22 protein-coding genes are annotated in these 23357 nt (G+C 65.8%); 6 read left to right on the top strand and 16 right to left on the bottom strand.

The window, feature by feature from the left end:
- Positions 1–17 precede the first annotated feature (17 nt).
- The 6 genes from ASF98_RS17305 to ASF98_RS17280 all read right to left on the bottom strand — a co-directional run bounded on the left by ASF98_RS17305 (position 18) and on the right by ASF98_RS17280 (position 6352).
- Entirely contained in the window at positions 18–860 is an 843-nt protein-coding gene (locus tag ASF98_RS17305) for an enoyl-CoA hydratase-related protein (RefSeq protein WP_235506059.1), read from the bottom strand.
- Positions 857–2116: a CaiB/BaiF CoA transferase family protein gene (locus ASF98_RS17300; protein ID WP_055804279.1), complete on the bottom strand. Its 1260-nt coding sequence runs from the start codon at positions 2114–2116 to the stop codon at positions 857–859. The genes ASF98_RS17305 and ASF98_RS17300 overlap by 4 nt, the downstream gene beginning before the upstream one ends.
- Positions 2113–3495, bottom strand: a complete 1383-nt coding sequence (locus ASF98_RS17295) for an FAD-dependent oxidoreductase (protein ID WP_055804276.1) — start codon at positions 3493–3495, stop codon at positions 2113–2115. Before ASF98_RS17295 ends, ASF98_RS17300 begins: the two co-directional genes overlap by 4 nt.
- Positions 3496–3504: 9 nt before the next feature.
- On the bottom strand, positions 3505–4845 hold the full coding sequence (locus ASF98_RS17290; RefSeq protein ID WP_055804274.1) for an MFS transporter: 1341 nt from the start codon (positions 4843–4845) through the stop codon (positions 3505–3507).
- A 163-nt stretch (positions 4846–5008) separates the two neighbouring features.
- Positions 5009–5608, bottom strand: a complete 600-nt coding sequence (locus ASF98_RS17285; protein ID WP_055804271.1) for a helix-turn-helix domain-containing protein — start codon at positions 5606–5608, stop codon at positions 5009–5011.
- 282 nt (positions 5609–5890) lie between these two features.
- On the bottom strand, positions 5891–6352 hold the full coding sequence (locus ASF98_RS17280; RefSeq protein WP_055804268.1) for a DUF4383 domain-containing protein: 462 nt from the start codon (positions 6350–6352) through the stop codon (positions 5891–5893).
- 125 nt (positions 6353–6477) lie between these two features.
- Between ASF98_RS17280 and ASF98_RS17275 the strand changes: the two genes are divergently transcribed.
- Both ASF98_RS17275 and ASF98_RS17270 read left to right on the top strand, forming a co-directional pair.
- Positions 6478–7083 carry a hypothetical protein gene (locus ASF98_RS17275; RefSeq protein WP_055804266.1) on the top strand — a complete coding sequence of 202 codons (606 nt, stop codon included), beginning with the start codon at positions 6478–6480 and terminating at the stop codon, positions 7081–7083.
- 62 nt (positions 7084–7145) lie between these two features.
- A complete protein-coding gene (locus ASF98_RS17270; RefSeq protein WP_055804264.1) occupies positions 7146–8462 on the top strand; it encodes a cell division protein PerM in 1317 nt (438 codons plus the stop codon).
- Between the two features lie 34 nt (positions 8463–8496).
- Here ASF98_RS17270 and ASF98_RS17265 read toward each other — a convergent pair whose 3' ends face one another.
- Positions 8497–8928: a hypothetical protein gene (locus tag ASF98_RS17265; RefSeq protein WP_055804261.1), complete on the bottom strand. Its 432-nt coding sequence runs from the start codon at positions 8926–8928 to the stop codon at positions 8497–8499.
- Between the two features lie 39 nt (positions 8929–8967).
- Between ASF98_RS17265 and purN the strand changes: the two genes are divergently transcribed.
- Entirely contained in the window at positions 8968–9531 is a 564-nt protein-coding gene (purN, locus tag ASF98_RS17260; RefSeq protein ID WP_055804258.1) for a phosphoribosylglycinamide formyltransferase, read from the top strand.
- 145 nt (positions 9532–9676) lie between these two features.
- Complete coding sequence (locus ASF98_RS17255) at positions 9677–10612, top strand: hypothetical protein (protein ID WP_055804255.1); 936 nt, start codon at positions 9677–9679, stop codon at positions 10610–10612.
- 88 nt (positions 10613–10700) lie between these two features.
- On the opposite strand, the gene ASF98_RS17250 is transcribed toward ASF98_RS17255, so the two are convergent.
- A complete protein-coding gene (locus ASF98_RS17250; protein WP_055804252.1) occupies positions 10701–12053 on the bottom strand; it encodes an MFS transporter in 1353 nt (450 codons plus the stop codon).
- Between the two features lie 152 nt (positions 12054–12205).
- Between ASF98_RS17250 and purH the strand changes: the two genes are divergently transcribed.
- Positions 12206–13876 carry a bifunctional phosphoribosylaminoimidazolecarboxamide formyltransferase/IMP cyclohydrolase gene (gene purH / locus ASF98_RS17245; protein ID WP_055804248.1) on the top strand — a complete coding sequence of 557 codons (1671 nt, stop codon included), beginning with the start codon at positions 12206–12208 and terminating at the stop codon, positions 13874–13876.
- Between the two features lie 112 nt (positions 13877–13988).
- Here purH and ASF98_RS24220 read toward each other — a convergent pair whose 3' ends face one another.
- Entirely contained in the window at positions 13989–14189 is a 201-nt protein-coding gene (locus tag ASF98_RS24220; protein WP_156372446.1) for a hypothetical protein, read from the bottom strand.
- 6 nt (positions 14190–14195) lie between these two features.
- On the bottom strand, positions 14196–15185 hold the full coding sequence (locus tag ASF98_RS17240; protein WP_055804245.1) for a trypsin-like serine peptidase: 990 nt from the start codon (positions 15183–15185) through the stop codon (positions 14196–14198).
- A 289-nt stretch (positions 15186–15474) separates the two neighbouring features.
- Here ASF98_RS17240 and ASF98_RS17235 point away from each other — a divergent pair, with 289 nt between their 5' ends.
- Positions 15475–17697 (top strand): NADP-dependent isocitrate dehydrogenase, encoded by a 2223-nt coding sequence (locus ASF98_RS17235; RefSeq protein ID WP_055804243.1) that lies wholly within the window; start codon positions 15475–15477, stop codon positions 17695–17697.
- Positions 17698–17793: 96 nt separating this feature from the next.
- Here ASF98_RS17235 and ASF98_RS17230 read toward each other — a convergent pair whose 3' ends face one another.
- The 6 genes from ASF98_RS17230 to ASF98_RS17210 all read right to left on the bottom strand — a co-directional run bounded on the left by ASF98_RS17230 (position 17794) and on the right by ASF98_RS17210 (position 23115).
- Positions 17794–18429 carry an SRPBCC family protein gene (locus ASF98_RS17230; RefSeq protein WP_055804240.1) on the bottom strand — a complete coding sequence of 212 codons (636 nt, stop codon included), beginning with the start codon at positions 18427–18429 and terminating at the stop codon, positions 17794–17796.
- Between the two features lie 226 nt (positions 18430–18655).
- On the bottom strand, positions 18656–19165 hold the full coding sequence (locus ASF98_RS17225; RefSeq protein WP_055804238.1) for a hypothetical protein: 510 nt from the start codon (positions 19163–19165) through the stop codon (positions 18656–18658).
- Positions 19162–20358 (bottom strand): serine/threonine-protein kinase, encoded by a 1197-nt coding sequence (locus tag ASF98_RS17220; RefSeq protein WP_055804235.1) that lies wholly within the window; start codon positions 20356–20358, stop codon positions 19162–19164. Before ASF98_RS17220 ends, ASF98_RS17225 begins: the two co-directional genes overlap by 4 nt.
- Before the next feature lie 229 nt (positions 20359–20587).
- Positions 20588–20761, bottom strand: a complete 174-nt coding sequence (locus ASF98_RS24215; RefSeq protein ID WP_156372445.1) for a hypothetical protein — start codon at positions 20759–20761, stop codon at positions 20588–20590.
- Positions 20762–20943: 182 nt separating this feature from the next.
- Positions 20944–22257, bottom strand: a complete 1314-nt coding sequence (locus tag ASF98_RS17215; protein WP_055804232.1) for a hypothetical protein — start codon at positions 22255–22257, stop codon at positions 20944–20946.
- A gap of 84 nt (positions 22258–22341) precedes the next feature.
- Positions 22342–23115 carry a hypothetical protein gene (locus ASF98_RS17210; RefSeq protein ID WP_156372444.1) on the bottom strand — a complete coding sequence of 258 codons (774 nt, stop codon included), beginning with the start codon at positions 23113–23115 and terminating at the stop codon, positions 22342–22344.
- Between the last annotated feature and the right edge of the window lie 242 nt (positions 23116–23357).

Genomic DNA, 23357 nt, shown 5'->3' with positions numbered 1-23357 from the left:
TCGAAAATTGTTGGGGGTCAGCGGCCGGGCCAGACCGGCGGCCGCTTTTCCTGGAAGGCGCGGACGCCTTCGGCCGAGTCCTCGCTGTCGAGCGCCGCCATCAGGGCCGGCAGGCGGAGCCCGCGGGCCTCCTTGGCAGTGAGGTGCTGCGTCTGCGTGACCATCTGCTTCACGGCCCGGACGGAGGTGGGGGCGCAGGCAAGGATCTGGTCCACCCAGCGCTGCACCGCGGCGTCGAGCTCTTCTGCCGGGACCACCTCGTTGACCAGTCCCATGGACTGCATTTCCGCGGCGTCAGCTTTCCGGCCGGTCAGCAGCATGCCCATCGCCTGGGTGTAGGGGATGCGACGCACCAGCTGGTGGATGCCGCCGTCGAGCGCCAAACGCCCCACCCGGGGTTCCGTCAGCCCGAACCTGGCGTTCTCTGCCGCCACCACGATGTCCGCGCCGAGCACGATCTCCATGCCGCCGCCCAGTGCGTAGCCGTTCACCCGGGCGATCACGGGCACATCCAGCGATGTTCGAAGGCTAAGCCCGCCAAAACCGTTTGGGTCCAGGCCGGCCCAGTACTCCAGGCCGGTCTTGTCCACGGCCGAGGCGGACATGTCCGCCCCGACGCAGAAGGCACGCGTGCCCGCACCCGTGATGACCACGGCGCGGACGTCGGTGTCCTGCTCCAGCTGCGCCCAGATCTCGTTGAGCCGGGCCTGCGCAGTGCCGTCAACGGCGTTTAGCACGTGCTGCCGGTCGATCACCACCGTGGCCACATGGTTCTCGATGGTCAGGGTGACCTGGTCCACTGGTGAGGGGGCAGCGGAAGCGGCGCCCGCCGTCGTGCTTTCCACAGAAGTTGCCGTCACCGCAGGACCCCGAGTTCCTGAAGACGCTTGATGGTGGCCTCGTCGAAGCCGTTCTCCAGCAGGACCTCCACGTTGTGCTCGCCCAGCCGGGGCGCCACGCGGCGGACGGTAGGAGGGGTGGCGGAGAGCCGGATGGGCGCGTTGAGCATGCGCACCGTTCCAACTCCGGGGTGTTCGGCCTCGACGATCATGCCGTTGGCTTCGGTCTGCGCATCGGCGAGGGCCTGTTCCAGGGTGTGGACGGGGGCGTTGAGCAGCCCCTGGTCCTCCAGCTTGCCGGTCCAGTACTCGGTGGTGTTCGTGGCGATGCGCTCGCGGAAGATGGCCTGCAGCGCCGGCTTGTGCGCGAACTGCTGCTCCAGGTTTGCGAACTCGGGCCGCTGCGTCAGGTCCTCGTCCAGCCCGAGGGCTTCGGAGATGCGGGCCAGCGGGTCCGGGGTGAAACCGCCCACCATGCACACGGCACCGTCGGTGGTTTCGAACACGCCGCTGAGGGGCATGGCGCCCCAGTTGACCTCGTAGCCGCGGTTGAGCTGCATGCACGCCTCCTGCATCTGCAGGTGCAGCATGGAGTCGTACATGGTCACCTCCACTTTCTGGCCGACGCCGGAGGTTTCACGGGTGCGCAGCGCCAGCAGGATGCCCTGCATGAGGTGCATGCCGGTGATGTAGTCGCACAGCGTGGTGGGGTAGATGGACGGTTTCTGGTCGTCCGATTCCCGCCGCCACATCACACCGGAGTAAGCCTGCGCGATCGCGTCCTGGCCGCCCTTGTGCGAGTACGGTCCCACGGGGCCGAAGCCTGTGCCGGAGGCCCAGATAATGCCCGGATTCTCGGCCTTGAGTTCCTCGTAGCCGAATCCCATCCGTTCCATGACACCGGAGCGGAAGTTGCTGACCACCACGTCCGCGTCCGCCATGATGGCGTGCAGTACGTTCCGGCCTTCCTCGGTGCGCGTGTCGATCGAGACGCTGCGCTTGTTCCGGTTGATGGACAGGAAGATCGGGTTGTCCTGGCCGTCCTTGTCCGGGAACGAGTTGCGCGAGATGTCCCCGGCGCCGGGGCGTTCCACCTTGATGATGTCCGCGCCGTAGTCGCCCAGCATCTGCGTGCAGGACGGCCCCATGAACACCTGGGTGAAGTCCACGATCTTGATGCCGTCCAGCGGCAGCGGGGTAGTGGTGGGTTCAGCAGCGGCGGCCGGTGCCGCCGTCGTGCGTTCCAGCTCTGTCGTTTCCAAAGTCACCGTGCTCATGCCGGCACCGCCGCTTCGGCGTCAACGGTGGCGTTCGACGACGGGACGTCGCCCGGGTCGGCGCCGTGCCGGCGCATGCCCTGCTGGATGTCCAGCGCGGACACGTCGCGGACCAGGAGGCCGTTCTCCACAGCGAGGGCTGCGGCGACGCCGACGGCCTGGCCCATGGCCATGCAGGGCGGGATTTCGCGGGACATCTTCTGCGCCTCGGGGGTGGCGGAGTAGTGCCGGCCGGCGACGAGGAGCTGATCCACTTCCTTGGGCAGCAGCGAGCGGTAAGGGTAGTAGTAGTCGCGGCCGCGGGCCACGGTGTCGGCGAAGTGGCGGCGCTGCGTGACGTCGTCCTTGGTCATGACGTACTCGCCCTGCAGCAGCCGGGTCTGACGGACGCCCATCTGCGAGGCGACGTCCAGCATGTAGCAGTTTTCGAAGCCGGGCAGGTTGGCGCGGACGTAGTCCACGGCCTCGGAGATCCGGTCGCGGGCGGCGAACTCTGCGGCGGTCATGTCCGCCGGGTCCGTGCCGTCGAAGCCGGTCATGTGCGGGGCGTTGCACCAGACCACGCCGTCGATGGGGGTCTTGAGCCACCACAGTTCCCAGGCGCCGCCGAGGAGGCGCTTGATCTTGCGGTTGATGGCGCGGGCTTCCTTCGGGTTGGCCTGCTCGAAGGCTTCGGCGGCGTTCGTGTTCACGTTGCCCAGGCGGAAGACGAGCGTGGTGAGGTAGTTGTCCTTGGCGTAGCTGGCGCCGGCCCGGGAGGCGACGTCGATGTCGCCGGTGGTGTCGATGACGACGTCCGCCATGAAGGCCTGCGGGCCCAGTTTTGTTTCGCAGATGACGCCCTTGATCACGCCGTTGTCCACGATGGGGCGGGAGAACCAGGAGTGCAGGCGGAGGTCCACGCCGGCCTCGCGGACCAGGTCGTTGGAGACGCGCTTCCAGCCGTCCGGGTCGAATGCCGCGGCGTAGCAGATGGGCTTGGGGCTGGTGTGGGAGTGGAAATCGAAGGTGCCGTAGCGGCCCCACTTGTTCCAGAGTTCCTCGGAGGTCTTGCGGTCATCGGCCGGCGGGACGACGGCTAGGCCCAGCTTCTGCAGCCGTTCCACGTATTCGGAGACGATGCCCGTGACCGTGATTTCCTGGCCGTTGATCATGTCGTCCAGCACCAGCACCATGCCGCCGGAAGCGAGGCCGCCGAGGGATGAGTAGCGTTCCAGCAGGGTGACCTTGGCGCCGGAGCGGGCTGCGGTGACGGCCGCGGCCACGCCTGCGGGGCCGCCGCCGACCACGAGGACGTTGGAACGGGAGATGACCGGGGCGGTGAGGTCCGCCGTCGTGGTGCTGAGTTCCAGGGAGTTGAACGTTGCGGGGGAGGTCATGGGGAGTCCTTACTTTCCGACGAAGATGCCGTTGGAGCGGCGGGCGGCGAGGTAGAAAACGATGCTGAGGATGGAGAGAACGGCCACGTAGACCGGGAAGATCCAGCTGAGGTTCAGGGACTGGAACCAGACCAGCAGGTAGGAGGCGGTGCCGCCGAAGAGTGCGACGCCGATTCCATACCCCAGGGCTACGCCCGTGCCGCGGATGTTTTTGGGCATCAGGGAGGAGCTGACCACGTTGTAGAGGGTCATGTTCAGCACCAGGACGATGGAGCCGCCCAACAGGACTGCCGCGAAGCCGCCGATGCCCGGCTGGACGTAGAAGAGCATGAGGAACACCGACGGGATCGCCAGGATGCGGGTGATCAGGAACCAGCGGGACATCGACTTGCCGTCGGTCAGCTTGCCGATGATCCAGCTGCCTGCCACCAGGATGACGCCCAGGACCGTGGTGAGGGCGAAGACGGCGGTGGGGTCTTCCTTGAACCCGCTGCGGGCGGCGCTGGGAAGGCCAACGTTCCAGGCGTAGTTGTAGGCCTGTGCTGCGCCGACCACAAAGATGATGGCCAGCACGGAGAGCCAGTGCTTGCGGACTCCGGACCAGACGGCGCGGGGAGTGTTGCTGGCCATTTCCTCGGCCTTGAGGGTTTCCGGGAGCGAACGGCGGAGGTAGAGGACCACGAAACCGAAGAGGGCGCCGACGATGAACGGCACGCGCCAGCCCCACTCGGCCATGACGGCACCGCCCAGGACCAGGCTGCACAGGAAGCTGATCAGTGAGGCCAGCAGAATGCCGATATTCACGTAGAAGCTCATCAGGCCGGCGACATAACCTTCGCGGCCTTCGGGCGCCAGTTCCAGGGCATGGGACGTGGAAAGCGGGGCTTCGATGCCCGTGGAAATGCCCTGCAGCACGCGGCAGACCAGCAGGATGATGCCGGCCCACGCGCCGATCTGCTGGTAGCTCGGGGTGACGGCGATGATCAGCGTGGTGCCTGCCATGAGCATGATGGACAGCAGCATGACCCGGCGGCGGCCCACGCGGTCGGCCAGGGTGCCGAGCAGGATCCCGCCCAGCGGACGGAAGGCGAACCCGACGGCGAACACGGCCAGCGCGTTCAAGGTGGCGGAGAGCGGATCGGTATTGGGGAAGAAATTGGGCCCGATGAAGGCAGAGAGGAGGCCGAAGACCATCCAGTCGTACCACTCGAGGGCGTTGCCGAGGCCGAGGCCCAGCAGGCCCTTGCGGACCTCGGGGGTGAATTTTTCGTGCTTGGTGCGGGACGAGGGGGAGGGGGACGTGACGGCGTTGTCCGTCTCTTGGGGGTCTGCCGTTTGTGTTTCGAGCATGGAAGTGTCCTTACGCTTACGCCGCAATGGGCGTGGGAGGGTATGACGCAGGAACGCCTGTTGGAAAAGGCGCTTCGTGCGAACGATGCAAGGAGTGTCTGCGGCCACGGTTCGTGTCCGGACAGTTAGGGTAAAACGCAGGTGCCGGTTGGGGACGGCAGTGCTACCACGCGTGTGGTGCGTTGACCCAGATGGCTACGCATACCTCTTCGTAGCTGTTCTTGTACCAGTGCGGGATCTCTGAGGAGTACGTGATGGAGTCGCCCTCCTCAAGGCTGTAGCAGACGCCGTCCAGGAAGACGTCCTTGCGGCCCGAGATGATGTAGCAGAACTCCTCACCGCTGTGGGTGAAGGGTGTGCCGCTGGTGTCATGCCCCGGGGGCGTGCTGATCCACTGCGCTTCGATGTTTCCGTCGCGGTTGGGGGTCAGCAGTTCGTGAATTGCTTCGCCCACCGACTCGCGGGTCACGTTTTTCAGGTTGCGTCGGTCCGACTTTCGAACGACGGGGGACTTGGATTCATCCTGGCCAATGAAGAACCTCCCTACGGGGACGTCCAATCCGTGGGCCAGCTGTGCCAGCGTGGTGAAGGAAGGGTTGGCCAAGCCGCGTTCGATCTGGCTGACGATTGCCTGGCTGAGGCCGGTGATGTCCGAGAGCTGGGCCAGGGTCATGCCCTTGGCCTTCCGCATGGTGCGCACCTTGTTTCCGACGGTCGCCAGAAGTTCGCTGGTGGCCGGTGGGGCGGGTGTCTCGGTGGTCATTGCCGCATCCTTCGTTGGTGAGCTAACTCACACAACTATAGTGAAGATTTTTAGCGAGTCAATGATTCTTCTTGATTAAAGTGAAAATCTTTACAGGAGTGCAGATTCTGGGCCTCCACTGCCCGCGATCCCGCCCCGGCCGCCGTGCCCTTTAAAGCAAAAAGCTGGTGCAGCCGCCTGCGCCTACGCAGGGCAACTGCACCAACCGGTGGTTAAAACATTCAGATTGCTATGAAGCGTTCCTCATTAGCGGCTCCTTATGTCCCGGCTACGCGATCCGGGCTACCTGCGGTCCTCGGCCAGATGCCTTGAGAGGATCCAGCCGGCGCCAATCATCACCACACCCAGCACCATGAGGGTCCAGCTATCCAGCGTGTTCAGCGACAGGAAATTGGCCGCCGATCCCACTCCGACACTGAGCCCGAAGATGCTGAGGACGATGTACAGCGCGCCAAAGCCCATAAGGAAGTTCCGGGCGCCCATTCCATTGCGGGACATTGCCCAGCCTGTTGCACCGATGACCAGCTGCACAATGTTCAGCAGCATGGATACCTGGAACAGGTTGAGGAACATGGCGTGCGAATCAGGCCCCAAGAACCTTAGTTCGCTGTACTGCTGGGTAATGCCCGGGATAAACGCCAGGACACCCGCCAACATCAGGACAATACCTACACCCATGCCAACGTTCTGGACGTCGGTACGCCCGAAGTGAACGCCATGTGCATGTGGCGATGCGGTAGTCATTTTTCTGCCTCCAACCACTGATTGCGGACAATCCAATTTTACGGCTCAGTAACGAAAAAAGCGCTGGGGGATGGGGAGTTCTGCCCAGCGACAGGACGGTCCCGTTCTGCTGAACTGGCAGGACCATGAGCCTTGTAACACCGATCCTCCGAACCCTGCTGGCCGTCGTCGTGCTTATCTCCGCCGCCGGCTGCAGCGTGGCCGTGCCGGCCGGGACAGCGCCTGCTATCGGGATACTGAGGATGGGCGAACCGGGGCACCTCAACCCCGGCCCCCTCAACCCCGGCCCCCTCAACAGGGCCGAGCAGCTCCTGCCCAAGGTGAACGCGCAGCCGTGGGCGGCGCCGCTGCCCGTGGTGGTGCAGTCGGCCGGCAAGGACATGCAGTGTTCCATCAGCGCCGACGCTGCTGCCTGCCACCTGCTCACGGAAGTCCCGCCCCGGCCCGGTGACATCAAGGGCCAGTGCACGGGGGTCAGCGAGTACTTTGGCGGATATGCGGTGGTAACGCTCGACGGCGGCGCCCAGTACGGGCTGTGCGGCAACGGAACGTCGCCCATGGAGGCGGAGGAAGTGGCCGGACCGGCGTTCCCGGGGCCGTGGATCCAGGACGGCCAGACCGTGCGGCTGGGCAACATCGTGTGCGAACGGGCGCCGGGCGCCATGACCTGCGCGCATCTTCGGACGGGCCACGGCTTCATGATCAGCACGGACAACTACGAGCTCTGGTAACTCCGGGCTTTGAGCCTGTCGCACACGGGCCCGGGGCGCCTCCCGTGACACCATGGAACACGATGAAACTGCGCGCTGATCAGACCGGAGACCGTGGCATTCCCATGCCCTTGTGGCTGCAGGGGGCGCTCGAGTCGGCGCAGGCGGCGGTCATTTCCGCGCTGGTGGTGCTGGCGCCCATCGTCGCCGTGTGGGCAACGGCCGGATTCCAGAACAACAACTTCGACGCCCTGGCCCGGCTTGGCGGCCAGGCCTGGCTGCTGATCCACGGCGTGCCGCTGCATCTGACGACCGTGGCGGGGGAAGCCGCGGCGCAGCCGGAATCGGGCACGCTGTCGCTGATCCCGCTGGGCCTCACGCTCATCCCGTTCCTGCTGGCGTGGCGGGCGGGCCGGCGCCTGGCCCGGGCCTCGTACACGGACCAGCTGTGGCAGGCCCTGCTGGGTTCCTGGCTGGTGTATGCCGGCTTCGGGATGGCGACTGGCTTCGTGTGCCGCACCGACGACGTCGCCATTTTCCTCTGGTTCGCCGGGCTGATGCCGCTGGTCCCGTTCGGCCTGGGCATGGTGGTGGGTGCCCGGCGCGAAGCGGGGTCCTGGAGCCGGCTCATCGGCGTCGACGCTGTCGACTGGATCGCCCGCACCAGCCAGCATTCCCGCTGGGCCGGTTCCTACCTCGGCTCCGCGGTCAAAGCCGGCTTCGTGGCCCTGATGGCCGCGTTCACCATGTCCGCCGCGCTGCTTGCGGTGGACCTCTTTATCCACTGGGACCTGGTGATCGCCGTGTATGAAGGGCTCGACGCCGGCGCAATGGGCGGTGCCGCGCTCACCATCGCGCAGCTCGGCTTCCTCCCCAACCTGGCCGTCTTTGCGCTCGCCTGGACCTCCGGGTCCGGCTTCGCCCTGGGCGTCGGCTCGCAGGCCGGCCCGCTGGGAACCGCGGTTGGCCCGCTGCCGTCCATTCCGGTGTTCGCCGCGCTGCCCTCCGGATCACTGGATTACGGCTTCGTGGCCCTGGTGGTGCCGGTCCTGGCCGGTGCACTGGCAGGCTGGTGGTTCCTGCGCGAAGGCGAAAACCACTTCGACGAATGGCTGTCCATCAAGGTCCGTTCCCGCTGGTTCACGGCATCGGCGTCAACCGTCGTTCTTGGAGCAATCATCGGCGTCGCGGCGGGCCTGATGGCGGGAGGGCTGGCCTGGATGGCCCGCGGGTCGGCCGGGATCGGCCGCCTCACGGACATCGGCCCGGACCCGCTGGGCACCGCGCTGTGGGTGGCCACCGAGGTGGCCATCGGCGTCGTGATCGGCTACGCGGCGGGACCGTGGCTGGAACGCCAGCAGAAACTGCGTGAAGCGGACCTGGAAGTGTCCAAGCCGTAGGAGGTGCCGCCGTCGGGCGTTACTTTCCTTAGGATCAGCGGAGCTGGGCGGGAAGGGACTTCTGCAGCTGCGTCTGGCACTGGGTAAGTGCCTGCTGGGTCAGTGCGCTGCGGGAGCACTGCTGGAAGTCGCGGACCTGGTTGAAGAACACCGCGGAGACCAGGATCAGCAGCACCATCACCGCCGACACCACCAGCCCCGAGATGGTCCCGAAAAGGACCAGCTTGGATTCCTTGAGCTTGATGGCCCGGACCAGCACCATAACGCCGAGCACGATGCTCGCGGCCGTCAGGATGGCGGTCAGCCACACGTAGGTGACGTCCAGCTGATAGACGAAGAAGGCGCCCAGGACGGCCACGATAAATGCACGGAACAGGTTGTGCGTCTTCAGCAGCGACGTCTTCGCGGCCTCGGTGAGGGGTTGCCGGGCCTGCTGGGGACCTGCGGGGTCCTTCGGGGGGTTCATGTTTTCCAGCCTACGCGAGCGGCCCCATAAGCTAGAGCCATGCGCATCGTTGTCCTCGTGTCCGGTACCGGCTCCAACCTCCAGGCCGTCATTGACGCCGTCAAGGCGGGCGAGCTGGACGTGGAGATAGCCGCCGTCGGCGCTGACCGGCCCGGGACCTACGGCGTGGAGCGTTCGGCGGCCGCCGGAATCCCGACCTTCGTAGTGGACTTCAAGTCCTACGCCGACCGTGCGGACTGGAACTCGGCGCTGACCGAAGCAGTGGCCGCATATGCGCCCGACGTCGTGGTGTCGTCTGGGTTCATGCGGATCGTCAGCCCCGAGTTCATCGACGCGTTCGGCGGGAAATACCTCAACACGCACCCGGCCCTGCTGCCTGCTTTCCCCGGAGCCCACGGTGTCCGGGACGCCATGGCCTACGGCGTCAAAGTCACGGGCTGCACGGTTCACTGGGCCGACGCCGGCGTGGACACAGGCCCCATCATCGCCCAGGAAGCCGTGGCCATCCGCGACGACGACACCGAGGACACCCTGCACGAACGCATCAAGGTGGTGGAGCGCAGGCTCCTGGTCTCGACCCTGGCGCAGCTCGCCGCGGCCTAATTCTTGTCGTGTGCGCACCCAACTGACTGGCACTTAACGTCGTGAAACGCGGTTTTCACGACGTTATCTGCGAGTCAGTTGGGTGATCGTGCGCAGTTCTGTGGATAACTCCTGAGTGCGGGCCCGGCGTTTGAAATCATGAGGAATGCGAGATCCGAACCCACTGCCCGCCCCGCTGGGTGATGCACCCTTCACTGTCTACGAAGCTGTCGACGCCGGCGTGACTCCCGGGCGTCTTAGGTTCCGTGAACTGCGCGTCCCAAGCCGCGGCGTCCGCATCCCAAGTACCGGGGAGCCTCTCGACCGGCTCAAGCTCGTCAGGCCGTACATGGTGGTGACCCCGTTCTCGGCGGCCTCGCACACCACGGCTTTTGTATTGTGGGGGCTTCCGGGGTACCTCCCAAATCGGGACGATGAGCGGATACATATCTCGCGTCCTGACACGATGGCTATTCCGCGTCGCCGAGGCGTGGTGGGGCATGTCGGGCAGTTCTTTTCCGACGAGGTCGTCAACCTCGGAGGCTTGTTGATTACCACCCCTGCACGGACCTGGCTGGATTGCTCACGGAAGATGAGCATCAATGAACTGACCGTTGTGGCAGATCACCTGCTGAGGATTCCCCGGCCCGAATTCGACGCCCGAACGGAGCCGCACGCCACGCTGGAGGAACTCGCGGACATGCTGGACCGGCACAAGGGAACTCCCGGCATCCGCAAAGCCCGGCTCGCTTTGGAACAGGCGCGCGTGGGAGCGGATTCGGCGCCGGAAACCCGCCTGCGGCTGGCTTTGGAGAACGCGGGCCTGCCGGAGCCCGAACTGAACGTTCCCGCGGAGCTGCGTCCCGGCGTCGTGCGTCAACCGGACCTCGCCTATCCGGAACACAAAGTGGCGGTGGAGTATGACGGCGACGGGCATTCCGAGGCGGCGCAGGTTATCCGGGACATCGCCCGTGAAGAGGATTTCAGCCGTGGCGGGTGGACACTTGTCCGGATATCCAAGCGGCATATGGTCAACGATGCCCGGCCGGCGGTGGCAAAGGTCCGCACGGCACTCGTGAGCCGCGGCTGGGTGCCCAAGTGACTGGCAGTTAACGTCGTGAAAAGCGCGTTTCGCGACGTTAACTGCCAGTCAGTTGGGGGAGCGGGGGCTTGCTTGGCGAATGAGCCGCTTACGTCAGCGTGCGCTGCTTGGTCTCGGGGGAGAAGAACGCCATCCACAGCACCGACAGCAGGACCAGGCCGCCGGCCAGCGCGAACGACGTCGCCAGGCCCAGCTGTGGCCACAGGATAGAGGCGAAAATCAGCGGGCCGAAGCCTGCCCCCAGCCGGGAGAACGTGGACGCCCAGCCGAAACCCGTGCCGCGCAGGTCCGTCGGGTACAGCTCGGAGACGTACGTGTACAGCACTGGGATGGCCACCTGCACGATGAAGCCGAACACCAGCAGCCAGAACACAGCGGCCGACGGGATGTCCACCACGAATGCCACGATCACCAGCGTCAGCGCCGACAGCGGCCCGGTAATTGCCAGGATCCACTTGCGGCCCACCCGCTCAACCAGCACTGCGGCCACCACCACACCCAGGAGCCCGACGGCGGCCATGGACGCCGTCGTGAGGAACGCCTTGTAGTCCTGGAAACCGGCGCCGATGAGGATCCGCGGCATCCACGTCAGGGACAGGTAGTAGACCAGCAGGATGCTGAAGAACAGGGACCAGGCGGCCGCGGTGATCTTCCAGTTGAAACGCCAGACGCGGACCAGCTGGAGCCAGGCGCTCCCGGCGGAGAGCCGCGGGGCATCCTGTGCTTCAGGCAGGCTGTAGGCGCGGGGCTCGGCGCCGGTGGCCTTGACCAGGTCGTCGATGACCTTGGCGGCCTCGTCGCGGCGGCCCTTGCGGATGAGGAACAGCGGAGACTCGGGCACGCTGCGCCGCACCCAGAACACCAGCAGGGCCGGCAGCACCATCACCAGCATGGTCAGCCTCCAGTCCGCGAACGCGGCCACGAGCCAGGCCGAGACGAAGCCGCACAGCGCGGCGCCCACCGGCCACCAGCCGTCCATCGCCGTGAGCACTCTGCCGCGCTGCTTCCGCGGCGTGAATTCACCGACCAGGGCGTAGTCCACGGGAATGCACCCGCCCAAGCCGAAACCGGCCATGAAACGGAACACGCAGAACCAGATGAAATCGGGGGAGAAGGCACCCAGCACCGTGAAGAGGGAGAAAATCAGCAAGGTGGCGGTGAAGGCCTTCTTGCGTCCGATAGTGTCCGCGATGGTGCCCCAGGCGAACGCGCCCAGCGCCATGCCGACCAGGTTCGCCGTTCCGATCCACGCGGCGTCGCCGGGGGACAGCGCCCAGTGGGTGGACAGCAGCGGAATGAGGATCCCGTTGAGCGTCACATCCCAGGCATCGAACATAAAACCCAGGCCGCCGATCAGGAAGATCCGGCCCTGGACCTTCCACCGCCACGGCAGTTCCTGGACCACCTGTTCGCCGTTGGGCACAGTGGTGTAAGTATTCATCTCGGCCTCCTGGGAAAACTCTACGTCGCAGTGGCGGGTCTGCGCGCGGCCTTCACACACCGGCACGCAGGGAGGGCATCCGGCGGGACGCGATAAACTGGCCTCATCCCCACCAACCGCGGCACCCACCGTGTCAAAAGACGGAGACCTTTGTGAGCTTTACGCAGCTAGACCGTGTTCCCATCCGCCGAGCCCTGATCTCGGTCTACGACAAGACCGGTCTGGAGGAGCTCGCGAAGGGCCTGCACGAAGCAGGCGTCAAGATTGTTTCCACCGGGTCCACCGCGAAGAAGATCGCTGCCGCCGGCATCCCGGTGCAGGAAGTCGAGGAAGTCACCGGCTCCCCGGAAATGCTCGACGGCCGTGTCAAGACGCTCCACCCCCGCGTCCACGGCGGCATCCTGGCCGACCGCCGGGTTCCCGCCCACATGGAGACGCTGGCCAAGATGGAGATTGAGGCGTTCGACCTCGTCGTTGTGAACCTCTACCCGTTCGTGGATACCGTCAAGTCCGGTGCCGCGCAGGACGACGTCGTCGAGCAGATCGACATCGGAGGGCCCGCAATGGTGCGCTCCGCGGCGAAGAACCACGCTGCTGTCACGATCGTCACGGATCCGAACTTCTACGGCGATGTTGTCCGCGCCGCCGCCGAGGGCGGTTTTGACCTGAAGACCCGCCAGCGCCTGGCCGCCAAGGCCTTCGCGCACACCGCCAGCTACGACAACGCCGTGGCCACCTGGACGGCCAGCCAGTTCCTCGACGAGGACGGCGACGGCGTGATTGACTGGCCCGCTTACGCAGGCGTGGCCCTGGAGCGTTCCGAAGTGCTCCGCTACGGCGAAAACCCGCATCAGCAGGCCGCACTGTACGTTGACGGGGCTGCTCCGGCCGGCATCGCCCAGGCGGACCAGCTGCACGGCAAGGCCATGAGCTACAACAACTACGTCGACGCCGACGCCGCCCTCCGCGCCGCGTTCGACTTCGCCGGTCCCGCCGTCGCCGTCATCAAGCACGCCAACCCGTGCGGCGTGGCTGTTGGCTCTGCTGACGCGGCGGACCCCATCGCCGACGCCCACGCCAAGGCCCACGCCTGCGATCCCGTCTCCGCGTTCGGCGGCGTCATCGCGTCCAACCGCACGGTCACAGCCGGCATGGCTCGCACCGTGGCGGGCATCTTCACCGAAGTGGTCATCGCCCCGGACTTCGAGGACGAAGCCGTGGAGATCCTCTCCAAGAAGAAGAACATCCGCCTGCTGGCACTCCCCGAGGGCTACGGCCGCTACCCGACGGAGTTCCGCCAGGTGTCCGGCGGCATGCTGGTGCAGGCCACCGACAAGGTGGACGCTGAGGGCGACAACCCTGCGAACTGGACCCTGGCGGCCGGCGAAGCCGCAGACGACGCAACGCTGGCAGATCTGGCGTTCGCCTGGACCGCCTGCCGCGCGGCCAAGTCCAATGCCATCCTGCTGGCGAACCACGGCGCCGCTGTAGGCATCGGCATGGGCCAGGTCAACCGGCTCGATTCCTGCAAGCTGGCCGTGGAACGCGCCAACACCCTCGGTGTGACCGTGGAGTCCGAGGTTGAGGGTGCCGGCGGTGCCTCGAACGCAGACGCGTCCGGCGCTCCCGAGCGGGCCCGCGGTGCGGTGGCTGCTTCCGACGCCTTCTTCCCGTTCGCAGACGGCCTGCAGATCCTGATCGACGCCGGCGTCCGTGCCGTGGTCCAGCCCGGCGGTTCCGTCCGGGACGACGAGGTCATCGCCGCGGCCAACGCCGCCGGCATCACCATGTACTTCACGGGTGCGCGGCACTTCTTCCACTAGGAAGACGGACAGACCCAGTCACCGGCTCCGGTGGTTGAGCCTGTTGAAACCCTGACCGCGTACGACGGCGACCGCCCCCGGGAGGGGACGGTCGCCGTCGTCGTTTATTCAGTTAGTCCCCGTCGGGTTCGTGGTCAGCCTCAGGTTGGGGGAGCCGGACCTCGCGTGGTTTCGCGTCGGCCAAGCGCTCCGGCGTCCAGTAGGCGAGGATATCCTCCGGCGCCTGGCTGATCTCGCTGCGGCTCACGGCGTCGTCATTCGAGGACCCTTGATCCGAAGGTTCGTGTTCCGCAGCGGCATTATCCGTAGTCACGGGCTGTCAGTTGGCGGACGATGCACTCGAGTAGGCCTGCTGGATGACGGAGCCCCAGTACGGTCCGTACATGACCTGGGACCGGCTGCCGTAACCGTAGCTGTTGATGGAGTTCTGGTACCCGGCGGAGCTGGTGCCGATGAACCACGGGCCGCCCGAGGATCCGCCGGTCATGTCGCAGGGGATGCCCTGGGACTGGAACTGCGGGTTGTAGGGGTCGTTGCTGGCCGGCCCGGTGCAGCTAACGAGTGACGAACCGTCGAACGGCGCCGCTGCGGGGTAGCCGTAGGACTTGTATGTCAGGCCGCGGGCTGCGTTGAACTGGACACCGGAAGCGCCAACGACGTCGGCAAGGCTCTGGCCGTTGAGCGGTGAGACCACGGCGAAGCCCGTGTCGTACTGCATGTCGCCCGCGGAGCTCCACTGCGTGGGGGCATACAAGGCCTTGGCTGCCCACTTGCCGTAGGGGGCGGCGCCGTCCAGGTAGGCCGGGACGAAGATGAAGTTGGTGGCGAAGGCGCCCGGGCCCTCGTTGATGCAGTGGCCGGCGGTGGACACGGTGCTCTTGTTGGTGGACACCACCGAGTTGCCGGAGCAGACGTAGTTGCTGCCGCCCAAGGTGAAGAAGACCTTGCCGATGTGGGACACCGGACTCTCGTCGGCGTGCAGGGGTGCGGGTTTGCCGTTGCCTGCCTTGCCGGCAATCTTGGTGCTGGAACCCTTTTCCACGGCGGCGGCCGGGGAGGCGTTACCGCGCTGCAGCGCTTTGCTGGCGAGCACGTCGCCGGGGACAGCGGCACGCATGCGGTCAGCGGTCCAGTAGTTGGCGGCACTTGTGCTGTCCACTGACTGGCTGGCAACCTGCCCGCCGTCCTGGGGAGACGGGGCCTGCGGGGATGCAGGCGCGGCAGTAGCTCCGGCAGCTGCACTGACGGCAAGCAGGGCGGCGGCGGACAGGCTCAGGAGGCTGGTGGCCAGAGACTTCGATTTCGTCATGGGTGTCCTCAACAGAAAGTTTGCGCCGGCCTCAGGTGGTGGCCGCCGCTGGTGGAGATCAACCTACCCACTGTGACAATTGTTGTAAATAGATACTCAAGTTTCGTATTGTGCCTGGTGGGATGTGGTTTCCGTCTCTCCGCGAGCCGGCCAGTACGACCGTCGGGGGCATGCTACGCGTCGCTGAACGCCACGATGGGCGCCGACGCGCCCTGCTCGGGTAAGTTAAGAATGTTGAAATAACGCCAGAGTTCCAGATGTATGTATACCTTCAGGAGACGCCCCACCAATGGCCAAGATTATTTATACCCACACTGACGAAGCGCCCATGCTGGCCACCTACTCGTTCTTGCCGATTATCGAGGCCTACGCGTCGACTGCCGGTGTGGAAGTGGAGACCCGCGACATCTCCCTCTCTGGCCGCATCATCTCCGTGTTCGGTGACTACCTCACCGAAGAGCAGCGGATCAGCGATGCCCTGGCCGAACTGGGTGCCCTGGCAAAGAAGCCGGAAGCCAACATCATCAAGCTGCCCAACGTCAGCGCCTCGATTCCGCAGCTGAAGGCCGCGATCGCCGAGCTCCAGTCCCAGGGCTACGACCTCCCGGACTACCCTGACAACCCGTCCTCCGACACCGAGACGGACATCCGCTCGCGCTACGACAAGATCAAGGGCTCGGCCGTCAACCCGGTCCTGCGCGAAGGCAACTCCGACCGCCGCGCGCCCCTGTCCGTGAAGAACTACGCCCGCCAGAACCCGCACTCCATGGGCGCCTGGACGCCGGAGTCCAAGACCAACGTGGCCACCATGGGTGCCGAGGACTTCCGCGCCAACGAAAAGTCGGTGGTCATCGAAGCTGATGACACCGTCAAGATCCAGCTGGTCAAAGAAGATGGCACCGTCAAGGTCCTGAAGCGCGGGTTCCCCGTCCTGGCCGGCGAGGTTGTTGACGGCACCGTGATGCGCGCCGCCGCCTTGGACGAATTCCTGGCAGCCCAGGTTGTCCGCGCCAAGGAAGAAGGCGTGCTGTTCTCTGCACACCTGAAGGCCACCATGATGAAGGTCTCGGACCCCATCATCTTCGGCCACGTGGTGAAGGCCTACTTCACTGAACTGTTCGACACGTACGGCGAGCAGCTTGCCGCCGCAGGCCTGAGCGCCAACAACGGCCTGGCCTCCATCCTGGGCGGACTCGAAGAACTTCCCGAAGACGTCCGCGAAGGCGTCCAGGCTGCCATCAAGAAGGGCCTCGCCGAAGGCCCCGCACTGGCGATGGTGGACTCGGACAAGGGCATCACCAACCTGCACGTTCCGTCCGACGTCATCGTGGACGCCTCCATGCCCGCGATGATCCGCTCCTCCGGCCACATGTGGGGCCCGGACGGCAAGGAAGCCGACACGCTGGCCGTCCTTCCGGACAGCAGCTACGCCGGCATCTACCAGGTTGTCATCGACGACTGCCGCGCCAACGGCGCCTTTGACCCCACCACCATGGGCACCGTGCCGAACGTAGGCCTCATGGCCCAGGCGGCCGAGGAATACGGCAGCCACGACAAGACCTTCGAGATCCAGTCGTCCGGCGCCGTCCAGCTCGTGGACAGCAAGGGCAATGTCCTGATCGAACACCAGGTGGCCCCGGGCGACATCTGGCGTGCCTGCCAGGCCAAGGACGTGCCGATCCGCGACTGGGTCAAGCTGGCCGTCACCCGCGCCCGTGCCTCCGAAACCCCCGCTGTGTTCTGGCTGGATGAAGAGCGTGCCCACGACGCCAACCTGATTGCCAAGGTCAAGGAATACCTCAAGGAGTACGACACCGAGGGCCTCCAGATCGAGATCATGTCCCCGGTCAAGGCCACGGCCTTCACTCTCGAGCGCATCCGCAAGGGCGAGGACACCATCTCGGTGACCGGCAACGTGCTCCGCGACTACCTCACGGACCTTTTCCCGATCCTCGAACTGGGCACCAGTGCCAAGATGCTCTCCGTGGTTCCGCTGATCAACGGCGGCGGACTCTTCGAGACCGGCGCCGGCGGCTCCGCCCCGAAGCACGTCCAGCAGCTGCTGAAGGAAAACCACCTGCGCTGGGACAGCCTGGGTGAATTCCTGGCCCTCGCCGTCAGCTTCGAGCACCTCGCCACCACCACGGGCAACAAGCGTGCCCAGGTTCTCGCCGACACACTGGACCGGGCCACCGGCACGTTCCTGCTCGAGAACAAGTCCCCCCGCCGCAGCGTCGGGGAACTCGACAACCGCGGAAGCCACTTCTACCTCGCCAAGTTCTGGGCGCAGGAGCTGGCCAAGCAGACCGACGACGCCGAGCTGGCCGCCGATTTCGCCGCTGTGTCCGAGGCACTGACCTCCAACGAAGACACCATCGTCGCCGAGCTGCTCGCGGTTCAGGGCTCCCCGGTGGACATCGGCGGTTACTACCACCCGGACGTTGCCAAGGTTGCCGCGGTGATGCGTCCGTCCGCGAAGTTCACCGAAGTGCTCTCGGGACTGGCCAAGTAGCCGGACCCGCCAAAACGCAGAACGCCCCGCCTCCCATCACGGGAGGCGGGGCGTTCTGCTTGCCTGAAGGCTACTGCGAAGTGCCGGCTGCTGCAGCTAGCGCTGGACGTGCTTGCCGAACGGAGGCTCGGTGGCCATATCCGGATCCGTGTTCACGGGCTGCTCCGTGGGCACGGCGTCATAGCCCACTTCCTCCTCGAGGGGAACGGCGGTCGCGGCGTCGAGCGGAATTTCCGCCGTCGTGCCGGCTGCTGTTGCCGCGCCGGCTCCGCTGACTGCGCCTTCGCTGACGCGCTCCCGCCACGCGCCGGTCTCCACTTCGCGTTCCTCGATGAACTTCTTGAAGCGTTTAAGGTCCGAGGCCACCTGGCGGGAATCAAGGCCCACCGCCGCCCCCACCTTTTCGACCGCGGAGTCGGGCTCCCAGGCGAGTTCCACGCTGACCTTGGTTTCAGTCGGGTTGAGTGCTTCGAACCATACTGTTCCGGCGTTGCGGGGCTCGTCGATGCTCTCCCACGTGACGCGCTGGTCCGGCTGCTGGACGGTGATCCGGGCGTCGTATTCCCTCTTGACGCCACCGATGCTGGTCTGGAAGTGCACTGTGGTGTCGTCGAGCTGCCGCACGTCTTCCACGCCGCTCATGAAGTGCGGGAAGTCCTCGAACTGGGTCCACTGGTTGTAGGCCTGGCTCAGCGGGACGCTTACGTTGATGGATTCCTGGACAGTTGCCATGCGTACATCACTCCTTCAGCTGGCGGGCCGGTGGCCCGTGGTTCTGATCTCGTTGCGGGCTTCGTGGGCACGCTTAACAAACCTAGCGACATTCGCGGCAAATAGTAAGTTTACTGATGAAAAAATGCGGTACGGCTACCCGGGAGCGGAGGCCGACGGCGGGATCCCCGGTCGGCGGATCCTTCTTACCGAACGCTCCAGGTGGTTCCGGCCGCCGTCACCGGCGTCAGCGTCCTGAGGCACCTTTGCCCTTTTCCCCTTTTCCTGGGACTACTTGAGCGGGTGCAGGTGCGGGGGCGGGGACTTCGGCAGCGGGAGCAGGGGCTGCTTTCGCTGCTTCTGCCGCCGCCGCATCGGCTGCTGCCTTGGCAGCTGCTGCCGCGTCGGCCTGGGCCTTCGCTGCGGCCTGCGCAGTAGTGAGGTCCGCCCGCACGGCCTCGATGGCCTTCATGATGCTCTGATGGCGTTTGAACGACACGCTTCCCTCGGCCGCTGAAGCGTCAAGCTGCACCACGAGTTCGTCGAGCGACTTGAGGGCGCCGGATGTGTCGTTGCCGGCCGCGGACTGTGAAACCGTTAGCACCTTTGCCTGCAGTGTCTGAGCGGCATCAGGTTCCAGATCGGGGGCCGTGGAACTGCAGCCGGCGAGGGCCGCCGAAAGCAGGCCGGCCGCGATTAGCGTCCGCCAGCGGCGAGGCGGCACCATACGAAGGCGGTTGTCTGCACACGACGTCACGGTTCCACACTCTTCTGTAGTTGCTCCAGGTGTTCTCCCAGCGTGCCGGTAACTGCAGGGTACTGAACAGGCTCCGGCGCGTTGGGCGTGTTGACCGTCAGAAGAATCAGGGCGCCCACCACGAAGAGGGCGAACGCGGCCAACACAGCAGCTAGCTTGCGGCGGCCCGCGGCGCGGATACGGGCGCGGGGCGGGCCGCCGCGGCTGGCCGCCAACTGGGCCGTTGTGCGGGCGCCGGTCCCCGATTCCATTTCCTTCGTGCTGTCCGGGAGCACGAGGGGCGGCCGCGACGGCGGTGCCGGAAGAATGCGCGTCGGTTCCTCGGACACGGTGCCGGGCACTGACGCCGGGGAGACCAGGGCCTGCCGAAGGGCGGTCTCGAGATCAGCCGCCGTCGGGCGGTCCATGGGGTCTAGTGCTGTCATGGATGTGATCAGGGTGGCCCACTCGACCGGAACATCGCCGGGGATTTCCGGGGCTCGGTGCAGGCGCGCCACCGCAGATTCAATTGCGCTGCCTGGGTACTCCACGGCTCCCTTAATGCACTCCAGCAACACGAGGCCAAGGGAGTAGATGTCGCTGGCGGGACCAAGATCGGCGCCCCGTGCCTGTTCCGGGCTCAGGTATGCAGCCGTTCCCACCATGGTCCCGGTGGCGGTCAGGCGGGTGCCGTCGACGATCCTGGCAATGCCGAAATCGGTCAGTTTGGGGCGCAGGGGCTCTCCGGGGCGGACCTGTACCAGGAGGATGTTGGCTGGCTTGATGTCACGGTGGATGATGCCCAGGTTGTGGACGTACGCCAGGGCATCGGCCACGCCGGCTCCGATCACTGCCAGTTCATCCAGTGGGACGGGGCTGTGACGGATCCTGCTGCGGAGGTCCTGCCCCTCAACCAGTTCCATCGTGAGGAACGGGCGGGGCTCTTCAGGCACGCGCGAGTCGATTCCGGCGTCGAACAGCGTCACGAGGCTGGGGTGGTTCAGGGTGGCGAGCAGCTGAATCTCGGCTTCCTGACGCTTCAGCTCGTCCGCGTCAGCCGATTGCGGGGCAAAGAGCTTCAATGCCACGTCGCGGCCAAGGTTCTCGTCCCTGGCCGTGTACACCGAGGCCATGCCGCCGCGTCCGATGACCTCGCCGAGGCGGTATCGGCCGGCCAGGACCTCCGCCGTTTGACTGGGCGAACTCTCCACGATGTCCCCATCCTTTTCAGCGTTCCCTCGGAACGCGCTCTAGAGAATGATACGGGGACGGGTATGCATTTTCATAAGGGTACTTGGTAGTTGGGCCTCCTCGGGGGGAAATGGCCGTGCCCGGAGGGCTGACCCGGAGAGCCCTGAGCGGCTTTCCGGGCCAGTCCAGTCCGTGGCCCAGCTGGCTTGGCGGGCAGGGCGACGGCGATGCCGGCCCCCGCCCGCCGGCAGCTTAGGCCTTCCTCCGCCGGGCCAGGACCAGCATGATGATCATGCCGCCGGCGAGGAGGAGAAGGGCAGCGATTGCCAGCTCAAGGTTGGCTCCCGTGTTGGCCAGCATCGGTGAATTGGAAGCTGCCGTGACCTTGGCACCCGTGCCGGTCGGCGTTGGAGCCGACGAATTCATACCGGTTCCGGTAGCGGCACCGCCCGGGTTGTTGACGCTCGGGACGTTGCCGCCTGGTTCGATGCCACTTGCAGGAGCACCCGGGACGGTGCCACCCGGGACGGTGCCGCCGGGGACCGTGCCGCCGTTTGCAGGACCTCCGGTGGAAGGACCTCCAGTGGCTGGTCCACCGATACCCAGATCTACGCCGAGGTCGATCCCAAGGTCAACGCCAAGGTCGCCTGAGCTGTCGGTGCCCGTGTCGGTTGATCCGCCAACACCGAGATCGACTCCCAGATCAACGGCGGTATCCGTGCCGTTGTTCGCGAGGAGACCGAGCCCCAGGTCGACGACGGCGTCAAGATCTGCTGTCGCGTTGTCGCCTGCAGTGCCGGTATTGGTGCCGAGATTGACGTCCAGCACCGCGGCGACGTCGGCGGCGGTGGTGTCAGAGCCTGCCGTCCCAATGCTGCCGTTGCCCACGTTGACGTCCGCGATTGCTCCGAGGTCGGCCGTGGTGGTGTCGGTTCCTGTGGTCCCTGAATCTGTGCCGACCCCGAGCCCCAGGTCGACGACGGCGTCAAGGTGCCGTTGCCCACGTTGACGTCCGCGATTGCTCCGAGGTCGGCCGTGGTGGTGTCGGTTCCTGTGGTCCCTGAATCTGTGCCGACCCCGAGCCCCAGGTCGACGACGGCGTCAAGGTCTGCTGTCGTATTGTCGGTTCCTGCAGTGCCGGTATTGGTGCCGAGATTGACGTCCAGCACCGCGGTGACGTCGGCGGCGGTGGTGTTAGAGCCTGCCGTCCCAATGGTGCCGTTGCCCACGTTGACGTCCGCGATTGCTCCGAGGTCGGCCGTGGTGGTGTCGGTTCCTGTGGTCCCTGAATCTGTGCCGACCCCGAGCCCCAGGTCGACGACGGCGTCAAGATCTGCTGTCGCGTTGTCGCCTGCAGTGCCGGTATTGGTGCCGAGATTGACGTCCAGCACCGCGGCGACGTCGGCGGCGGTGGTGTCAGAGCCCGCCGTCCCAATGCTGCCGTTGCCCACGTTGACGTCCGCGATTGCTCCGAGGTCGGCCGTGGTGGTGTCGGTTCCTGTGGTCCCTGAATCTGTGCCGACCCTGCCGTTGCCCACGTTGACGTCCGCGATTGCTCCGAGGTCGGCCGTGGTGGTGTCGGTTCCTGTGGTCCCTGAATCTGTGCCGACCCCGAGCCCCAGGTCGACGACGGCGTCAAGATCTGCTGTCGCGTTGTCGGTTCCTGCAGTGCCGGTATTGGTGCCGAGGCCAAGGTCCACGACTGCAACGAGATCGGCCGTGCTGTTTTCCGGCGTTGGGTCACCCAGTAGGCCCAACGACGAGTTGGCGGCAACTGCCGCTGAGACCGTGGCGGTAGTGCCGGACATGAGACCGTCGGAACCGCTTGTTGTATCCGCTGCACTGGCAGCGGTGGAGCCGAGGGCTAGGAGCCCGCCGGCGAAGAGGGTGCTGAGCAGCCCTCTGCGGATATTTGCGTGCATGGTGATATCTCCTGAAAGTTGTTTGTCGGGCGCCCATGGCAGCCCGGATGGCCGTTTTCTGCGCAGGGCGCAGGGAAGCCCTAACTAGTCAGGAGATGAACCGGGGTCGAAAGACACCGGCGCAGGGGAATTCTGCAGGGGGCCGCTGACCGGGACTGCGTGACTCAGCGGAACGTCGATGTGAAAGTCAGAAAGCCAGGCCGCGCCGCCGGCACCGCCGCCTGCGGATTGGCTGCTTCCCGACCCGGAGCCCGGAACAGCCGGCAGCGCAGCGGGGTCCGGGGTTCCGGGCTCCGGGTGCGGAGCTTCGAGGCTTCCGGCATGCGGAGCCGCTGGCGGCGTACCAGAACGATTTGAGGCATGCAGGACAGCTGATTTATCGACGTCGGCGACGGGCAGTTCGCGGGAACTTTCAGCGTCTGCGCGAACGTTCAGGACCAAAGATGGTGCGTCCTCGCCAGCGGATCCACCTTCCGAGGCGGAGAGGCCCGGAACAGTCGGAAACGCTGCTGCGGCACCATAATCCGGAAGCAAATCAACACCAGGCAGCAGATCGCCAACCGGCTCCACGACGGGATCAAGCGCGGGAACGGCTTCGCCGGCCGCCGGCAATGCCTGCTTGGCTATTTCGACGACGATTCCGTCGGCCGCCTCGACAACCGGTGCCGTGGCGGCGCCGATGGTGCCGGCCGGGACAATCTGGTTCACCAGCGGGACGGCTTCAATCAGCTGGTCAACGGTGCCGGTTGCAGAACCGGTGAGGGGCAGGAGGAGGGCGGTAGGTTCAGCCGCGCTTGGCTGGGCGGGAAGTACGGCACTGCCCGCATCAGCCGCGCCCGGAGCGATAGAAGGTGCCACAGCGACCAGGGTGCCCGCGAGAGGGTTGACTGCGGCTTGGGTTGCTGAGGAGACAGAAGGGCTGACGTTCCCTAGTAATGAACCGGGATCTGATGCGACGTCAGCGCTGGCGCCGGCGGCTGACAGGGTCAGCCAAGCTGTGGCTGCTGCGCCGGCAAGGAGCAAAGGACGGAGCGCGCGCCATGACAAACCTTCCATGTGCACCACCCCCCGGCTCCCCGAAAAATCGACGATTGCCTACA

The sequence above is a fragment of the Arthrobacter sp. Leaf337 genome, assembly GCF_001423745.1.
GTDB lineage: Bacteria > Actinomycetota > Actinomycetes > Actinomycetales > Micrococcaceae > Arthrobacter.
This window is presented reverse-complemented; position numbering and strand designations above follow the sequence as displayed.

Coding starts and splice junctions, on each gene's coding strand:
- ASF98_RS17285 (WP_055804271.1), bottom strand. CDS start 5,608: ATGACCACCGAGACACCCGCCCCACCGGCCACCAGCGAACTTCTGGCG.
- ASF98_RS17265 (WP_055804261.1), bottom strand. CDS start 8,928: ATGAACCCCCCGAAGGACCCCGCAGGTCCCCAGCAGGCCCGGCAACCC.
- ASF98_RS24215 (WP_156372445.1), bottom strand. CDS start 20,761: ATGAATTCGTCGGCTCCAACGCCGACCGGCACGGGTGCCAAGGTCACG.
- ASF98_RS17295 (WP_055804276.1), bottom strand. CDS start 3,495: ATGACCTCCCCCGCAACGTTCAACTCCCTGGAACTCAGCACCACGACG.
- ASF98_RS17255 (WP_055804255.1), top strand. CDS start 9,677: ATGCGAGATCCGAACCCACTGCCCGCCCCGCTGGGTGATGCACCCTTC.
- ASF98_RS17240 (WP_055804245.1), bottom strand. CDS start 15,185: ATGACGAAATCGAAGTCTCTGGCCACCAGCCTCCTGAGCCTGTCCGCC.
- ASF98_RS17300 (WP_055804279.1), bottom strand. CDS start 2,116: ATGAGCACGGTGACTTTGGAAACGACAGAGCTGGAACGCACGACGGCG.
- ASF98_RS17250 (WP_055804252.1), bottom strand. CDS start 12,053: ATGAATACTTACACCACTGTGCCCAACGGCGAACAGGTGGTCCAGGAA.
- purN (WP_055804258.1), top strand. CDS start 8,968: ATGCGCATCGTTGTCCTCGTGTCCGGTACCGGCTCCAACCTCCAGGCC.
- ASF98_RS17275 (WP_055804266.1), top strand. CDS start 6,478: ATGAGCCTTGTAACACCGATCCTCCGAACCCTGCTGGCCGTCGTCGTG.
- ASF98_RS17215 (WP_055804232.1), bottom strand. CDS start 22,257: ATGCACGCAAATATCCGCAGAGGGCTGCTCAGCACCCTCTTCGCCGGC.
- ASF98_RS17230 (WP_055804240.1), bottom strand. CDS start 18,429: ATGGCAACTGTCCAGGAATCCATCAACGTAAGCGTCCCGCTGAGCCAG.
- ASF98_RS17270 (WP_055804264.1), top strand. CDS start 7,146: ATGAAACTGCGCGCTGATCAGACCGGAGACCGTGGCATTCCCATGCCC.
- ASF98_RS17235 (WP_055804243.1), top strand. CDS start 15,475: ATGGCCAAGATTATTTATACCCACACTGACGAAGCGCCCATGCTGGCC.
- ASF98_RS17280 (WP_055804268.1), bottom strand. CDS start 6,352: ATGACTACCGCATCGCCACATGCACATGGCGTTCACTTCGGGCGTACC.
- ASF98_RS17290 (WP_055804274.1), bottom strand. CDS start 4,845: ATGCTCGAAACACAAACGGCAGACCCCCAAGAGACGGACAACGCCGTC.